The following is a 15,634-nucleotide window of genomic DNA, read 5'->3' as shown; positions in this document are numbered from 1 at the left end:
CCTCTACCGGTTGGGCTACCCCGGCCTGGAGATGCCGGGGGCGGGATTCGAACCCGCACTGTCGCCCTGCCCTGGTCAGCTTCGGCTTCAGCTTCAGCTTGCGCTCCTCGCGCACCCTCCGCGCCATGGCGGAGGGATCCTGTCGACCTGTCCCCTGTTGAGTTGTCCCTGCCGGCCGCGCCGGCGGATCAGGCGAAGAGGTATCCGAAGACCGCCTCGCCGACGCGCTGGTCGGTCACCTCGATGCCGTTCGCCTCCTCGCGCGCGAACTTGACCGCGTCCTGCAGCCGCTCGACGCGGCCGAGCAGCTCGTTGACGCGCCGCGCCGGGAGGGCGCCGGAGAACTTCACCGTCGTCCAGTGCCCGACGGCGACGTCCTCGTAGTACACCTCGACCTGGGCCGGGTGCTTCTCCGTCGCCTCGGCCTTGACGTGGTTGCGCGGGACCTTCTTGGTCTTCACGGTGCGGACGGCCTCCGTCCGCCACACGTCGGTGGAGGGGTCGAACGTCCACGTCTCCGCGGCGTCCAGCACCGGCAGCTTCTTGACGAAGGTGTGCAGGTCCTTCAGCTGCTTCTCCAGGAACAGCAGGTAGGAGACGGGCACGTCGCGCAGGAGGGTCGTGCCGTCCACCGTCACGTCGGCGCGGGCGGTGCAGTTCGCCCAGTCCTTCGTGGCGGTGACGTCGAACAGCCGCGTCAGCGACGCCGTGACCTCGCGCAGGACGTCGTCCACCTTGGTCTGCACCCGGGTGGACTCCGGCGGCAGCTGCTCGCCGTCCTCGTCCTTCGGCTGGTAGGTCCGCGAGATGCCGGACAGCAGCGGAGCCTTCTGGACGGCGTGGTGCGCGGCGGTCAGGTCCTGGAAGGACTTGCTCTTGACGCCCTTCTCCACCGCGATGATCTGGTTCAGCTTGGTCGGCACCCCGTCACTCCCCTCGTATCGACCATGACCGTAACAGTGGCGGATACGGAGATCACCACATTTTTCCGCACTGGGACGTCCGGCGGCTCACTCCAGCGGCTCGATCTCGGTCAGGCCGGTCGCCCGGTCCATCCGGAGCCAGCGGGTGAGGCCGAGCGTGCGCAGGAACGGCACGTCGTGGCTGACCACGATCAGCGCGCCCTCGTAGGCGGCGAGGGCCTGGCCGAGCTGCGCGGCGCTGGCCATGTCGAGGTTGTTCGTCGGCTCGTCCAGCAGGAGGAGCTGCGGCGCGGGCTCGGCGAGCAGCAGCGACGCCAGGACGGCGCGGAACCGCTCCCCGCCCGACAGCGTCCCGGCGGGCTGGTCGGCCCGCGCGCCGCGGAACAGGAACCGCGCGAGGCCCGCCCTGACCTCGGACGGCGACGCCGAGGGCGCCTGCGCGCGGACGTTGCCGGCGACGCTGAGCCCCTCGTCCAGGACGTCGAGCCGCTGCGGCAGGTACCGGACGCCGTCCACACCGATCTTGACGGCCGTGCCCTCCGGAACGCGGTCGCCGGTGAGCGCCCGCAGGAACGTGGTCTTGCCGGACCCGTTCGGGCCGACGAGCGCGATCCGCTCCGGCCCCCGGACGATCAGCTCGGTCAGCGTGCCGGGCTCCGGATCGGGCGCGGCGAGCCCGGTCACGGTCACCACCGTCCGCCCGGCCGGGACGCGGGTGGCGGGCAGCTCGATGCGGATCTCGGCGTCCTCGCGCACCGCCCCCTCCGCCTCGGTGAGCCTCGTCCGGGCGTCGGCGAGCCGCTCCTCGTGCATGATGCGGTGCTTGCCGGCCGACTCCTGCGCGGCCCGCTTGCGCGCCCCCATGATGATCTTCGGTTCGCGCTTGTTCTCCTGCATCTTCTTGCCGTACCGCTGGCGGCGGGCCAGCTTGACGTGCGCCTCCTCCAGCTCGCGCTTCTGGCGGCGCAGATCGGTCTCGGCGGCCCTGACCGTGCGTTCCGCTGCCTCCTTCTCGACGGCGAGCAGGTCCTCGTAGGCGGACAGGTTGCCGCCGAACGTCCGGATCGCGCCGTCCCGCAGATCGGCGATCTCGTCGACGCGGTCGAGCAGCTCGCGGTCGTGGCTGACGACCACGAGCACGCCGGTCCAGGACGCGACCGCGTCGTAGAGGCGGCGCCGGGCGTCCAGATCGAGGTTGTTGGTCGGCTCGTCGAGCAGCAGGACGTCGGGGCGGGCGAGGAACTGGGCCGCGAGCCCGACCATCACCGCCTCGCCGCCCGACAGCGTCGGGACGGTCCGGTCGAGGCCGACGTGGACGAGGCCGAGCCGGTCCAGTTCGGCGCGGGCGCGCTCCTCGACGTCCCAGTCGTCCCCCACGGCGGCGAAGTTCTCCTCGGTGGCCTCACCGCGCTCGATGGCGTGCAGCGCGGCGCGCGTCGCGGTGATGCCGAGCAGGTCCGAGACCGTGGCCGTGCCGTCGAGGACGAGGTTCTGCGGCAGGTAGCCGATCTCCCCGTCCACGGTGACAACGCCCGACCCGGGACGCAGCTCCCCGGCGATGATCTTAAGCAGGGTGGACTTGCCGGACCCGTTCACGCCGATCAGCCCCGTTCGGCCGGTGCCGAAGGCGGCGTCCAGGCCGTCCAGGACGACGGTGCCGTCCTCCCAGGCGAACGACAGGTCCGAGCACACGATCGCAAAAGTCATAAGGGTGGCCTCCATGGTGGAAGAGAAGGTGCGGGACGCATGGAGACACCGCGGATCGCGCGACGCGCCGGCGGGCATGAAGAAGCCCGGCGGGTTCGGAGTCCGTACTGAGGTCACGTGCGCGGGCCATGAACGGCCACTGCGCGGTGTCGGACCTCAGATCCTCAACGGACTCCCCAGCCGGGCGGCAATGTGACGCGTCGAAGACTACCCCACGATTTATCGCAACACAAGTAGCGTTAAGAACCGCCATGCTGGTGCCGATGAGAACCGTCAGCCCCGTGTTCGCGGGAAGGGCCGCGGAACTGCGCGAGTTACGCGCCGCGCACGCGCGGGCGTGCGCGGGCGAGCCCGCCGCCGCGCTCGTCGGCGGCGAGGCCGGCGGCGGGAAGACGCGCCTGGTCACCGAGTTCACCCGGGACCTGCGCACGCTGGCCGGCGGCTGCCTCGACCTCGGCGCCGCGAGCCTGCCGTACGCCCCGTTCAGCGCGATCCTGCGGCACCTCGGCCGGGACGCGATCACCGCGCTGATGCCCGCGGCCGCCCTGCCGGACCTGGCCCGCCTGATGCCCGCGCTGACCGCCGCCGCGCTCCCGCAGGACGACGGCACCGGCCAGATGCGCCTGTTCGAGCACGTCCTCACCCTGATCGAGCGGGCGGGCGCGGCCGAACCGCTGGTCCTGGTGGTGGAGGACGCGCACTGGGCCGACCGCTCCACTCGCGACCTGCTGACGTTCCTGTTCCGCAACCCGCCGCGCGCCCGGGTGCTGCCGGTGGTCACCTTCCGGCCGGAGGAGCCGGACGTCCGGGCGTGGTTCGCCGAGCTGGCCCGGCTGCCCCACGTCACCCGGCTGGACCTGCCGCCCCTCACCCCGGCCGAGGTGGGCGACCAGGTGCGCGGCATCCGCGGGGACGCCGGCCCGGCCCTGGTGCGGGACGCCCACGCGCGCGCCGGCGGCAATCCCCTGTTCGTCGAGGCGCTCGCGGGGAACCCCGGTGAGACCGTGCCGGGGTCCCTGCGCGACCTGCTGCTCGACGGCGTCCGGCGGCTGCCCCGCGAGGCCCGCATGACGCTGAACGCGGCGAGCGCCGCCGGGGACCGGGCCGGGCACGCGCTGCTGGCTGCGGTCACCGGCCAGGCCGACCCCGCCCTGAGCGAGGCGCTGCGGCAGGCCGTGGATCACGGTCTGCTCGTCCCGCACGGTGACGGGTACGCGTTCCGGCACGCGCTCATCCGCGAGGCCGTCCACGGGAACCTGCTCCCGGGCGAACGCTCCGCCCTCCACCGCCGGTACGCCGAGGTCATCGAGCGGTCCCCGGGCCTCAGCGAGACGCCGGAGAGCGCACTGGCGGTCCACTGGCAGGGCTGCGGCGACCACGCGAAGGCCCTGGCCGCGGCGTGGCGGGCCGCCGGGGAGCGGCACGCGGCCACGGCCTACGCCGAAGTGCTGGGCATGCTGGAACGCGTCCTGGACCTGTGGGACCGCGTGCCCGAAGCGCCGTCCCTCACCGGGCACACCCGCCACGAGGTCACGATGATGGCCGCCCAGGCCGCGGGAGCGGCGGGCGATCCGCACCGCGGCCTCCCGCTCGTCGAGCGGATGCTCCGCGAGTCCGGCCGGAACGCACCGGAGCTGCTGGCCCTCCGGGCGATGATGCGCGGGTTCCAGGAGAGCGGCGACGACGAGATGGCCGACCTCCGCGAAGCCGAGCGGCTCGCCACCGAGCCCGGGCCCGTCCGCGTCCGGGTCCTCGCCCAGCTGAGCGCCCGGCTGCTGGTGCGCGGTGAGGCGGGCGAGGCGGCACGGCTCGGCCGCGAGGGGCTGGAACTGGCCCGCCGCCTCGGCCCGCCGGTGGAGGGCTCGGGCCTGGAGGTCACCGTCGCCGCCGCGGCGGCGCGGGACGGCGACGGCGACCTGACCGGGCTGGAGCGGCTCCGGCATCGGGACCTCGACCCGCCGGAGCGCATCCGGGCGCTCAACACGCTGATGCACTGCGCCATGAACGCGGGCCGCTCCGCCGAGGCGCTGGCGCTCGCGGCCGAGGGCCTCGCCGCCGCGGAGCGGGCGGGGCTCGCGCACAGCAGGGGCCTGCCGCTGGCCGTCAACCTGGTCGAGACCCTGTACCGGCTGGGCCGCTGGGACGAGGCCGCCGAGACGCTCCAGCGGCACCTCGACCGCCATCACGCCCCGTCGTTCCGGCTCCAGATGATGATCTGGCGCATCGCGCTGCTCTCCGCGCGGGGCGGCGGTCCGGAACCCGATCCAGAGGTACTGGCAGTCCCGCTCGACGCCGGGTTCCCGCAGGCCGTCCTGCCCCTGGCCAAGATGATCATCGAGTGGAGGCTGTCGGCGGACGACCGCCCTGCGGCCCGTGCCACCGCCGAGGCGGCCATGCGCCATCCGCGGCTGACCGCACAGCCCTGCTATGCCTGGCCGCTGCTGGAGGCCGCCGCCCGTGCCGGAGGCCCGCTCCCCCGGATCGCCGAGGTCGCCGGACGGCTGCCCGCCGCGACCCCGGTGGCCGAGGCGCACCGGGCGGCCGTGACCGCCCTGACCGGCGGCCCCGCCGCCTGGGGCACGGTGATCGGCATCTGGGAGCGGCTGGAACAGCCGTATCCGCTCGCCACCGCCCTGTTCGACGCCGCCTGCGCCGACCTGGCGGACCGGGACCGGTCGAGCGCGAGGTCCCGGCTGGACCGCGCCGCCGGGATCGCCGCCGCCCTCGGTGCCGCGCCGCTGGCCCGGCGGATCTCCGAACGCGCCCGCCGCGCCGGACTCGCGGGACCGTCCGGCGGTCCGCTCACCGCCCGCGAGGCGGAGGTCGTCCGGCTGCTGGCCCGCGGACGGTCCAACCGGGAGATCGCCGAAGAGCTGGTCATCTCCCCCAAGACCGCCAGCGTCCACGTCTCCAACATCCTCGCCAAGCTCGGCGTCGCCTCCCGGGGCGAGGCCGCCGCGGCGGCCCGCGACCGCGGCCTCGTGTGAGATAAGGCGCCGCCTTATGGCTCCGCGCCCCTCCTTACGGTGACGGTCGAGGCATGGAAGCCGCCGTGCACACCTCCCGCCTGCGCCGCACCTACGAGCGCGGCCGCCAGGACCCCGTCGTCGCCCTGGACGACCTGACCCTGACCGTCGAGCAGAGCGAGATCCACGGCCTGCTCGGACCGAACGGCGCGGGCAAGAGCACCCTCATCAAGATCCTCTCCACCGTGCTGCTGCCGTCGGGCGGGTCCGCGCGGATCCTCGGCCACGACGTGGTCGCCGACACGCGCGCCGTCCGGTCCCTGGCCGGGCTCGTCCTCGGCGGCGACCGGGGCCTCTACGACCGGCTGTCCGCCCGCCGGAACCTGCTGTTCTGGGGCGCGCTCTACAAACTCGACTCCCGGACGGCCCGCGCCCGCGCCGGCGCGCTGCTGGAACGGGTGGGCCTCGCCGAACGCGCGGACGACCGCGTCGAGCGGTTCTCCCGCGGAATGCGGCAGCGGCTGCACCTGGCGCGCGGGCTGCTGCACGAACCGCGCGTGCTGTTCCTGGACGAGCCGACGTCCGGACTCGACCCGGTCGCCGCCGCCGCGTTCCGGCGCCTCGTCCTCGACCTCCGCGCGGAGGGGCGGACGTTCCTGCTGGCGACCCACGACATGGACGAGGCGACGGCCCTGTGCGACCGGGTGACGCTGATCGACCGCGGCCGGTCGCTGCTGACCGGCGATACCGCACGCGCCGGGCGGTTCCTCGGCGACCGGGAGTGCGTGGACTTCGACCACGGCGACCCGGCCCTCGCCGAAGCTCTGGCGCTCCTCCCGGATGTGACGGACGTGGAACGGCGGGACGGTGGCGCGTGGCGCGTCCACACGACGGGGCGAGACGGCACCCGCCGGATCCTCGCCTGGCTCCTGGACCGCGACGTGCTCACCGCCCGGCGCGGCGAGCCGACGCTCGAAGAGGTCTACCTGCGCACGGTCGGCGACCGGGGGATGCGGATATGAGCACGCTGCGTGCCATGTGGCAGGCGGTCCTGCTGCAGGTGGCGCTGTCGCGGCGCAACCCGGAGCACGCGCTCATCCTGCTGATCGCTCCCCTGCAGACCACGACGATGCTGGCGCTGACGGTGACGGCGCACCGCCCGGACGTCGTGGTGAACGCCGTGGTGGCGCCGGGACTCATCGGGCTGTGGGTCGCCGCGCTCGACCACGCCGGCCGCATCGTCCCCGAGGACCGCTGGGCCGGGCGGTTCTCCCCGATGATCGCGGCGCCCGTCCCGCTGGGCCCGGTGGTGGCCGGGCGGGTCACCATGGTGGTGCTGGTGGGCGCGGCGGCGTTCGCGGAGTCGTGGACCGTGGCGGCGCTCGGCTTCGGCAAGGTGGTGACGGTCGCCGATCCCGCGCTGCTCGTCCTCGCGATCGCCGTCACCTGCCTGGCGACGGTGGGGACGGCGACGCTGCTGTCGGCCGTGCTCGTGGTGTCGCGCGCGCGGGAGGTCCTGCAGAACTCGCTCGGCTACCCGTTCTACATCCTCGGCGGCATCCTCGTCCCGGTCGCGGCACTGCCCGGCTGGCTGCATCCGCTCAGCCGCGCCGTGTTCCTGTCCTGGAGCGCGGACCTGTTGCGCGGCGCCGTGCGCGGTGAGGCCCACGGCTGGGCCTGGTCGGTCGCGGCGATCCTCGGGCTCGGCACGGCGGCGATGGCCGCGGGGCTGTGGCTGACGCGCCGCTACGTGGACCAAGCCCGCCGGGAAGGGACGGTGGGCTTCGCATGAGGGACGTGCTCCGGATCGTCCGAGAGTCGCTGGTGCTGGGGCTCGCCGAGATGGGCGCCGTGTACACGTGGCGGACGTGGACGTTCGGCTGGCTCGTGCGGCTGCTCTGCCAGGCCACGTTCTACGCCCTGCTGGGCCGGTACGTCGGCGACGAGGAGACCATGCGGTACGTGCTCGTCGGGAACATCATGGTGCTCGCCTGCATGGAGTCGGCGATCGTGGTGATCTCGCTGGCCGGCGAGCGGGCCACGGGGACGCTTCCGCTGCTGGCCGTCACGCCGTCCGGCCACCTTCCCGTCTACCTCGGCCGCGGCCTGCAGTGGACGGTGACAGGGCTGGCCAGCTCCCTGATCGCGTGGCTCGCGCTCCCGCCGCTGCTGGGCGTGCCGCTGCCCTGGCCGCGCGCCGCCCTGGCGATCCCGGTCATCGTGGTGATCCTCGTCAGCAGCTACGGGTACGGCTGCGCGCTGGCGGGCATCGCGCTGCGGCTGCACGGCGTGGAGTGGCTGGTGCTGAACTTCGCCTACGGGATCGTGATGACGTTCGGCGGTGTGAACGTCCCGGTCGAGTTCTGGCCCGCGCCGCTGGAGGCCGCGGTGCAGGCGCTGCCGGTCGTGCACGGGCTGGAGGCGGTACGCGGCATCCTCGACGGCGCTCCCGCCGGGCACGTCATGGGACTGCTCGGAGCCGAGGCGCTGGTCGGGGCCTGCTGGTACGCGGTGGCGGCGCTGTCGATGGACCGGCTCGTGTCCGCCGGCCGCCGCGACGGGACCCTGGACCACGCGGGCTGACACGCGTGCTGACATAGGGCCGTGCCCCCGGACCTGCGGGCAGGTCGGGGGGCACGGCACATCGTCAGGCGCCCCGCAGGACGGCTCCGGTGCGGTCGGACGCCGCGGCCACCGCGGCGTCCCGGGCCGCGGAGGCCTCCTCGGCGGTCAGCGTCCGGTCGGGGGCGCGGAACCGCAGCGAGTAGGCCAGGGACTTGCGGCCTTCGCCCACCTGCTCGCCGGTGTACACGTCGAACAGCCGGATCGCCTCCAGGAGGTCGCCGGCGCCGTCGCGGAGCGACGACTCGACCTCGGCGGCCGGGACCGCGGAGTCGACGACCAGCGCGACGTCCTGCACCGCGACCGGGTAGGACGACAGGTGCGGCGCCTCGACCTGCACCGGCTCGCCCAGGCGGCGCAGCTCCAGCTCCATCGCGCACGTCCGGGCGGGCAGCCCGTACGCCTTCGTGACGCGCGGGTGCAGCTCTCCGGCGTGCCCGACGAGCGTGTCGCCGGCGTAGAGGGCGGCACAGCGGCCCGGGTGCCAGGGCGCGTGCTGGTCGGCCTTCACCGTCAGCTCGGCGCCGACCTCGCGCGCCACCGTGCGGGCCGCCTCGATCGCGTCCGCCCACAGGGCCGGCCGGCCCTCGCCCCACCAGCCCGACCGCTCCCGCTCGCCGGACAGCACGACCGCGATCCGGTGCGGCTGGTCCGGGAGCGCCGCCTCCACGGTCGCGATCTCCTCGGCGGTGGGACCGCGGTCCACCGCGAGGATCGGCGCCCGCTCCGGCGCGTCCGGGCGCGGCCGGAACACCACACCGAGCTCGAACAGGGCGGTGTCGGCGAAGCCGCGTCCCACGTTGAGCGCCAGCGCCTTCAGCAGGCCCGGCAGCAGCATGGTGCGCAGCAGCGGCTCCTCCTCCGACATCGGGTTCGCCAGCCGCAGCGCCCGCCTGCGGGCGTCGTCCGCCGGGAGCTGGAGGCCGTCGAGGTCCTTCTCGCTCACGAACGGGAACGCCAGCACCTCCACGTACCCGGCGCCGGCGAGCGCGCGGCCGACCCGGCGGCGCAGCCGCTGCTGGACGGTCAGGCCCTTGCCCGCCGCCGGGCGCGGCGCGCGGACCGGGATGTCCTCGTAGCCCTCCAGCCGGATGACCTCCTCGGCGAGGTCGTTGGGCGCCGTCAGGTCGGGGCGCCAGGACGGCGGCGTCACCGTCAGCACGTCGCCGCCGGTCACCGCGCAGCCGACCTGCTCGAGGCGGCGGACGACCGCGTCCCGCCCGTAGGTCACGCCCGCGACCCGGTCGGGATGCTCGGCGGGCATCGTCACCGTGACCTGCTCGACCGGAGCCTCGGCGTGCGTGACGCCGGGCACGATCTCCGCGCCGCCGAGCTCGGCGAGCATCCGCACGGCCCGGTAGGACGCGTACAGCGGCAGCTCACGGTCGACACCGCGCTCGAACCGGTGGGAGGCCTCGCTGTGCAGCCGGTGACGGCGGCTCATCCGGGCTGTGCCCATGGCGTCGAAGTGCGCGGCCTCGATGACCATGTCGGACGACCGGTCGTCGATCTCGGTCGCGAGCCCGCCCATCGTGCCGGCCATCGAGATCGGCCCCGACTCGTCGGTGATGAGGATGTCGTCGGGGTCGAGGGTCCGCTTGACGTGGTCGAGCGTCTCCAGCTTCTCGCCGGGGGCGGCCCGCCGGACCACGATCGGGCCGGTGAGCTTGTTCCGGTCGAACGCGTGCAGCGGCTGGCCGAGCTCCAGCATCAGGTAGTTGGTGACGTCGACCGCGAGCGACACCGGGCGCATCCCGGCGCGGTGCAGGCGGACCTGCATCCACAGGGGGGTCTGCGCGTCCGGATCGAAGCCGCGCACCTCGCGAAGCACGAACCGGTCGCACGCCGACGGGTCGCCGATGCTCGCCGGATACGCCTCGCCACCGTCCTCCAGCCCCCGCCCACCGCCATCCGACAGACCGGCTCCGCCCGGCTCATCGCCGGGGGGCAGGTCCACGTCCGCCGGGTCCGTGAACGGCACCCCGTACGCGGTGGCCGCCTCCCGGGCGAGGCCGCGGATCGACAGCGCGTAGCCGCGGTCGGGGGTGACGGCGATGTCCAGGATGTCGTCGCGCAGCCCGAGCAGCTTGATCGCGTCCGCGCCGACCGGGACGTCCGGCGCAAGCACCAGGATGCCGCTGTGGTCGTCGCCGATGCCGAGCTCGGTCACCGAGCAGATCATGCCCTCGGACACGTGGCCGTAGGTCTTGCGGGCACCGATCTCGAAGCCGCCCGGCAGCACCCCGCCCGGCAGGACGACCACGACGCGGTCACCGACGGCGAAGTTGGTCGCGCCGCACACGATGTTCTGCGGCTCGCCGGTGCCGTTGGCCGCGCCGACGTCCACCTGGCAGTAGCGGATCGGCTTCTTGAAGCCCGTCAGCTCCTCGATCGCCAGGACCTCGCCGACCACGAGCGGGCCGGCGATGTCGGCGCCGGCCTGCTCGACGGTCTCGACCTCCAGGCCCGCCGCGATCAGCTCGGCGGCCAGCGCGCGGCCCGTGACATCGGCCGGCAGCTCGGCGTACTCGCGCAGCCAGGAAAGCGGGGCGCGCATCAGATCTCCATCCCGAACGGGAGGGCGAACCGCACGTCGCCCTCCACGATGTCGTACATGTCCTCCACACCGTGGCGGAACATCAGCGTCCGCTCGACGCCCAGACCGAACGCCCAGCCGCTGTAGCGGTCCGGGTCGACGCCGCAGGCCACCAGCACCCGCGGGTTCACCATGCCGCAGCCGCCGAGCTCGATCCAGCCCTCCGAGCTGCAGGTGCGGCACGGCTCGGCGCCCCGCTCCGCGGACGCGCCCCGGCACACGAAGCACTGCATGTCGACCTCGGCCGACGGCTCGGTGAACGGGAAGAACGACGGCCGGAACCGCGTCTTCAGGCCCTCGCCGAACATTCCGGCGACGAAGGCGTCGATGCCGCCGCGCAGGTCGGCCATCGTCAGGCCCTCGTCGACGGCCAGGCCCTCCAGCTGGTGGAAGACGGGGGCGTGCGTGGCGTCCAGCTCGTCGGTGCGGAACGTGCGCCCCGGCGCCACCACGTACACCGGCAGCGGCCTCGACAGCAGCGACCTGATCTGCATCGGCGAGGTGTGCGTCCGCATCACCAGGCCGGACTCCTCCGACTCGACGAAGAACGTGTCCTGCATCGTGCGGGCCGGGTGGTCGGGCAGGAAGTTGAGCGCGTCGAAGTTGTACCACTCCGCCTCGACCTCGGGGCCCTCGGAGACCTCGAAGCCCATCGCGACGAAGACGTCGGCCATCCGCTCCTGCATCGTGGTCAGCGGATGCCGGGCCCCGCGCGGGGCGCGGTCCCACGGCAGCGTGACGTCGACGGTCTCCTCGACGAGGACCCGCCGGTCGCGTTCCTCCTCCAGCTCGGCCTGGCGCTCCTTGAGCGCCGCGGACACCGCCCCGCGGGCGGCGCCGATGCGCTTGCCGGCGTCGGCGCGGGCCGCGGGCGGCAGCGCGCCGATCTCGCGGTTGGCGAGGGCCAGCGGGGAACGGTCGCCGGCGTGCGCCAGGCGGACCTGCTTCAGCGCGTCGAGGTCGGGCGCCGCGGCGATGGCCGCGAGCGCCTCGTCACGGGCCCGCTCCAGCTCTTCCGGCTGCAGCGCGGACACCTCGACGGGGTCATAGGACTTGTTGGGTGCAGACATGGTGGTGTGATCGACTCCGGTCGGCGTGGGACGCCCGCAGTCTAGTCCGCGGGCGATGAAGATCCGGAAAGCGTGCGCGTGACGCGCTGGCCCGATCGGGGACCGCCGGCCGGTGTGCTCCGGCGCGTGCGCCGGGCTCAGCCGGCGTAGTCGGGGGCCCCCGCGGGCACGGTAAATCGGAACTCGGCGCCGCCGCCGGGCGCCCGCCGCACCGAGATCACGCCGCCGTGCGCCTCGACGAGGCCCTTGACGATGTAGAGCCCGAGACCGGTGCCGCCGCGGCGGTTGCCGCCGGGACCGCGCCAGAACTGCCGGAAGACGCGCTGGGCGGCCTCGGGCGGGATGCCCTCGCCCTCGTCGCGCACCGACACGGCGGCTCCCTCCTTGTGCGCGTCCGGCTCCACCACAATCGTGACAGTACCCGCTCCGTGCCGCACGGCGTTTTCCACGAGGTTGCCGAGGATCTGGTCCATCTTGTCCGGGTCGAGCCACATCTCGGGCAGCTCGCCGCGCGACTCGAACCGGAAGCGGTCCTCCGGCTCACCGGCCGCGACCCGGCCCGCGATCACCTTGCGGACCCCTTCGGGCAGGTCGACGACCTGGCGGTGCATCTCCAGCCGGCCCGCCTCGATGCGGGACACGTCCAGCAGCTCGGTGATCAGCCGGGTGACCCGGTCGGCGTCGGCGTTGACGGTCTCCAGCATCACCCGCTTCTGGTCGTCGTTGAAGCGGTGCCATTTGGCCAGCAGCGTCGCGGTGAACCCCTTGACGCTCGTCAGCGGGGAGCGCAGCTCGTGGGCGACGGTGGAGACGAGGTCGGCGCGGTCGCGCTCCTGGCGGGCGCGGTGCAGGGCGTCGCGCAGGCACACCGTGAACCGTTCCACACGGCCGTCACGGTCGCGCCGGTACGCGGCCGTGACCAGCACCTCCGCGCCGTCGGCCAGGAACAGCGAGCGCTCGGGGTGGCGCGTGCGGGTGCACAGGCCGTCGTAGGGGGCCAGGCACTTCCACCAGTCGCGGCCCTCGGCGTCGTGCAGCGGCAGGACGTCGCGGAAGTCGCGGCCCAGGGCGGACGCCGCGGGGACGCCGGTGATGCGCACCGCGGCGGCGTTGAACACCGCCACGCGGGCGTCCCGGCCGGCGACCATCAGCCCGTCGGGCAGGTCGTCCGCCGCACCCCACTCGAGCCCCGGCCCGGACCCCTGCTCGGGTACGCGCGCGGCCACGAGAGGGGGTTCCTCTCCGCCCACAGCGGCCTCCACAACACCGATGAGAACGCGGCCTGTCGAAAAGAGACTCTAGCCGGAGTCGGTCACCTTGCGGGACCCGGAAACCGCCCCGCGGCAAGGGATCTGTGGCCCTCGGGCGGGGTGCCGCCCACTCCGGAGGGCGGCTTCACCTGGGCACCTACCGGGAGGAGGTCGGGAAATCCTCGGCGGCGAACGCCGCCTCGGCGTCGCGGTGGATCGCGAACACCCGGTGCAGCCCGGTGATGCGCAGCAGGCGCAGCTGCGCGGGGCGTACCCCGGCGAGGACGATCTCGCCGCCGGCCGCCGCGATCTGGTTGTGCGCGGCGACGAGCGCGCCGAGCCCGGCCGCGTCGCAGAAGGGGACGGCGGCGAAGTCGGCCACCAGCCGGCGCCGGCCCGTCCCCCGCATGTCGCCGTGCACCTGGACGAGCCCCTCGCGCAGCGGACCGGCCGTGCGCAGGTCGATCTCCCCGGCGACCGCGACGGCGACCGTGTCGCCGCGCACCTGGGAGATCTCGATCCGCAGCCCGCCGGCCGCGGCGGGCGGAGCCGGCACGCCCGGGACGGCGGGCGCCCGGACCGCACCGGCCCGGCATCGCACCTCCGGTGCCGGCCGGCCCGGCCTCCGGGCCCGCCCGGTCTCCTCGATCATCACGCCCCCAACTCCGTGCGGCATCGTCGCCGCACTGGTCAACCCACTGATCAACACGGTAGGCACGGGACGGGACGACATGATCCGTCGCCGGTCCCGGGTTCCCCTCCTACCCGCGGACGAGTCCCCCGCGGCGGCGGCCCCCCGGCCTCCGTCCGCGTACAGACCATCCTCCCAGCCCACCGGCCGGGAAACGGCGCCCTCGGCGACCGCTTGCGGCCATTCGATCACGGAATGCATCGAACCTCCGCGACCGTTCACACGTTGCGGCGCCGCGCCCGCCACGCGCTGCGCCCGCGTCCCTACGCGCTGCGCTGGGCGCGGGCCGACGCATAGAGGCATACGGCCGCGGCCGTCGCCAGGTTCAGGCTCTCGGCTCGCCCGTGGATCGGCACGCGGACGGCCTCGTCCACGTGCCGGAGGATCTCCTCCGGGAGCCCCCACGCCTCGTTCCCGAACACCCAGGCGGTGGGGCGGGTGAGCAGGCCGTCGTCGATCGCCTCGTCCAGGGTGCGGTCGCCCGCCCCGTCGGCGGCGAGGACCGTGAGGCCGGCGCTCCTCAGCTCGGGGATCAGCGTGTCGAACCGCGGGCCGACGACGACCGGCAGGTGGAACAGGCTGCCCGCCGACGCGCGGACGCACTTGCCGTTGTAGGGGTCGACGGACGCGTCGGTGAACACCACCGTCTCCGAGCCCGCCGCGTCGGCGGTGCGCAGGACCGTCCCGGCGTTGCCCGGGTCGCGGACGTGCGCGAGCACGGTCACCAGCCGGGGCGCGGCCTCCAGGGCCTTCTCCAGCGGGACGTCCACGAACTCGCAGACCGCCAGCAGCCCCTGCGGGGTGACGGTCTGCGCGAGCTCCGCCATGACCTCGCCGCTGACGCGCAGCACCGGCGCGCCGGCCTGCTCGGCGGCGAGGACCAGTTCGGGGTGGCGGGTCTCCGCCTCGGCCGTGGTGAACAGCTCGGCGAGCCCGCCGGGGATCTCCAGCGCCTCCCGCACCGCCTGCGGCCCCTCGGCGAGGAACCGGTTCTCGCGGCGCCGGAAGGCGCGCTTGGCGAGCCGGCGAGCGGCCTTCACCCGCGGTGATCGGAGGGAGGTCAGCTCGCGGCCCGCCATGTCGCCCTGTTCGCCCGATGCCCGGAGACCCGGATCAGGCGGCCTCCGAGCCCTCGGCCGGGAGCGCGTCCTTGGCGACCTTGACCAGGGCGGCGAACGCCGGGGCGTCGTTGACGGCCAGCTCGGCGAGCATGCGCCGGTCGACCTCGATCTCGGCGGCCTTCAGGCCCTGGATGAACCGGTTGTAGGTGATGCCGTTGGCGCGGGCCGCGGCGTTGATCCGCTGGATCCACAGCCGGCGGAACTGGCCCTTGCGGTCCTTGCGGTCCCGGAACGCGTAGGTCATCGAGTGGAGCTGCTGCTCCTTGGCCTTGCGGTACAGGCGCGAACGCTGACCGCGGTAGCCACTCGACCGCTCCAGGACGACCCGACGCTTCTTGGCGGCGTTGACCGCCCGCTTCACGCGTGCCACGTGCTGAACTCCTTCGTGGGGGCCGGGGCCGCATGGCCTCGGCCGGTCGCTGATGTGCCTGGTCGAGTGCTACTTGCGCAGCAGCTTCTTGATGTTCTTGGCGTCGGCGTCGGCCACCACGGCCGGTCCGTCGAGGCGCCGGGTCCGCTTCGAGGGCTTGTGCTCGAGCAGGTGGTTGCGGTTGGCGCGGCGGCGCATCACCTTGCCGGAGCCGGTCAGCTTGAAGCGCTTCTTGGCACCGCTGTGGGTCTTGGTCTTCGGCATGGTCGCCGTCGTCTCCCTCTATCCCGGCCTCCGTGCGGATCAGCACGGAGGCAT

General features: G+C 74.0%; 13 protein-coding genes. 4 read left to right on the top strand and 9 right to left on the bottom strand.

Translation table 11 applies throughout. The annotated features are described in order from the left end of the window. Positions 1–188: 188 nt before the first annotated feature. Positions 189–923 carry a hypothetical protein gene (locus tag ABGB11_RS30760; protein WP_347638497.1) on the bottom strand — a complete coding sequence of 245 codons (735 nt, stop codon included), beginning with the start codon at positions 921–923 and terminating at the stop codon, positions 189–191. 87 nt (positions 924–1,010) lie between these two features. After that, positions 1,011–2,630, bottom strand: a complete 1,620-nt coding sequence (locus tag ABGB11_RS30755) for an ABC-F family ATP-binding cassette domain-containing protein (RefSeq protein ID WP_347638495.1) — start codon at positions 2,628–2,630, stop codon at positions 1,011–1,013. Positions 2,631–2,893: 263 nt separating this feature from the next. Here ABGB11_RS30755 and ABGB11_RS30750 point away from each other — a divergent pair, with 263 nt between their 5' ends. From ABGB11_RS30750 to ABGB11_RS30735, 4 genes are read left to right on the top strand one after another with little or no spacing between them, the layout of a single operon-like run. Further along, complete coding sequence (locus tag ABGB11_RS30750; RefSeq protein ID WP_347638494.1) at positions 2,894–5,617, top strand: AAA family ATPase; 2,724 nt, start codon at positions 2,894–2,896, stop codon at positions 5,615–5,617. A gap of 53 nt (positions 5,618–5,670) precedes the next feature. Beyond that, the gene (locus ABGB11_RS30745) at positions 5,671–6,618 is read left to right on the top strand and encodes an ABC transporter ATP-binding protein (RefSeq protein WP_347638492.1); all 948 of its coding nucleotides are present in this window, start codon (positions 5,671–5,673) and stop codon (positions 6,616–6,618) included. Next, complete coding sequence (locus ABGB11_RS30740; RefSeq protein WP_347638490.1) at positions 6,615–7,388, top strand: ABC transporter permease; 774 nt, start codon at positions 6,615–6,617, stop codon at positions 7,386–7,388. Before ABGB11_RS30745 ends, ABGB11_RS30740 begins: the two co-directional genes overlap by 4 nt. Continuing rightward, positions 7,385–8,179, top strand: a complete 795-nt coding sequence (locus tag ABGB11_RS30735) for an ABC transporter permease (protein ID WP_347638488.1) — start codon at positions 7,385–7,387, stop codon at positions 8,177–8,179. Before ABGB11_RS30740 ends, ABGB11_RS30735 begins: the two co-directional genes overlap by 4 nt. A gap of 64 nt (positions 8,180–8,243) precedes the next feature. Here the strand turns inward: ABGB11_RS30735 and pheT are convergent, their stop codons facing one another. From pheT to rpmI, 7 genes are all read right to left on the bottom strand, one after another. Continuing rightward, complete coding sequence (pheT, locus tag ABGB11_RS30730) at positions 8,244–10,775, bottom strand: phenylalanine--tRNA ligase subunit beta (protein ID WP_347638486.1); 2,532 nt, start codon at positions 10,773–10,775, stop codon at positions 8,244–8,246. Further along, a complete protein-coding gene (gene pheS, locus ABGB11_RS30725; protein ID WP_347638484.1) occupies positions 10,775–11,884 on the bottom strand; it encodes a phenylalanine--tRNA ligase subunit alpha in 1,110 nt (369 codons plus the stop codon). Before pheS ends, pheT begins: the two co-directional genes overlap by 1 nt. A 137-nt stretch (positions 11,885–12,021) precedes the next feature. Beyond that, positions 12,022–13,110, bottom strand: a complete 1,089-nt coding sequence (locus ABGB11_RS30720) for an ATP-binding protein (RefSeq protein ID WP_347638482.1) — start codon at positions 13,108–13,110, stop codon at positions 12,022–12,024. A gap of 181 nt (positions 13,111–13,291) precedes the next feature. Next, a complete protein-coding gene (locus tag ABGB11_RS30715) occupies positions 13,292–13,786 on the bottom strand; it encodes an STAS domain-containing protein (RefSeq protein WP_347638480.1) in 495 nt (164 codons plus the stop codon). A 302-nt stretch (positions 13,787–14,088) separates the two neighbouring features. Next, positions 14,089–14,904 carry an RNA methyltransferase gene (locus tag ABGB11_RS30710; RefSeq protein ID WP_347638478.1) on the bottom strand — a complete coding sequence of 272 codons (816 nt, stop codon included), beginning with the start codon at positions 14,902–14,904 and terminating at the stop codon, positions 14,089–14,091. Positions 14,905–14,938: 34 nt separating this feature from the next. Next, the gene (rplT, locus tag ABGB11_RS30705; RefSeq protein WP_131875788.1) at positions 14,939–15,316 is read right to left on the bottom strand and encodes a 50S ribosomal protein L20; all 378 of its coding nucleotides are present in this window, start codon (positions 15,314–15,316) and stop codon (positions 14,939–14,941) included. A gap of 69 nt (positions 15,317–15,385) precedes the next feature. Continuing rightward, complete coding sequence (gene rpmI / locus ABGB11_RS30700) at positions 15,386–15,580, bottom strand: 50S ribosomal protein L35 (protein WP_021597479.1); 195 nt, start codon at positions 15,578–15,580, stop codon at positions 15,386–15,388. Between the last annotated feature and the right edge of the window lie 54 nt (positions 15,581–15,634).

The organism is Actinomadura sp. B10D3, from assembly GCF_039871695.1.
GTDB lineage: Bacteria > Actinomycetota > Actinomycetes > Streptosporangiales > Streptosporangiaceae > Spirillospora > Spirillospora madurae.
This window is presented reverse-complemented; position numbering and strand designations above follow the sequence as displayed.

Bases quoted from the DNA above. Each gene is read 5' to 3' on its own strand.
- ABGB11_RS30715 (WP_347638480.1), bottom strand. From the start codon at position 13,786: ATGATCGAGGAGACCGGGCGGGCCCGGAGGCCGGGCCGGCCGGCACCG.
- pheS (WP_347638484.1), bottom strand. From the start codon at position 11,884: ATGTCTGCACCCAACAAGTCCTATGACCCCGTCGAGGTGTCCGCGCTG.
- pheT (WP_347638486.1), bottom strand. From the start codon at position 10,775: ATGCGCGCCCCGCTTTCCTGGCTGCGCGAGTACGCCGAGCTGCCGGCC.
- ABGB11_RS30745 (WP_347638492.1), top strand. From the start codon at position 5,671: ATGGAAGCCGCCGTGCACACCTCCCGCCTGCGCCGCACCTACGAGCGC.
- ABGB11_RS30755 (WP_347638495.1), bottom strand. From the start codon at position 2,630: ATGACTTTTGCGATCGTGTGCTCGGACCTGTCGTTCGCCTGGGAGGAC.
- ABGB11_RS30750 (WP_347638494.1), top strand. From the start codon at position 2,894: ATGAGAACCGTCAGCCCCGTGTTCGCGGGAAGGGCCGCGGAACTGCGC.
- rpmI (WP_021597479.1), bottom strand. From the start codon at position 15,580: ATGCCGAAGACCAAGACCCACAGCGGTGCCAAGAAGCGCTTCAAGCTG.
- ABGB11_RS30735 (WP_347638488.1), top strand. From the start codon at position 7,385: ATGAGGGACGTGCTCCGGATCGTCCGAGAGTCGCTGGTGCTGGGGCTC.
- ABGB11_RS30740 (WP_347638490.1), top strand. From the start codon at position 6,615: ATGAGCACGCTGCGTGCCATGTGGCAGGCGGTCCTGCTGCAGGTGGCG.
- ABGB11_RS30710 (WP_347638478.1), bottom strand. From the start codon at position 14,904: ATGGCGGGCCGCGAGCTGACCTCCCTCCGATCACCGCGGGTGAAGGCC.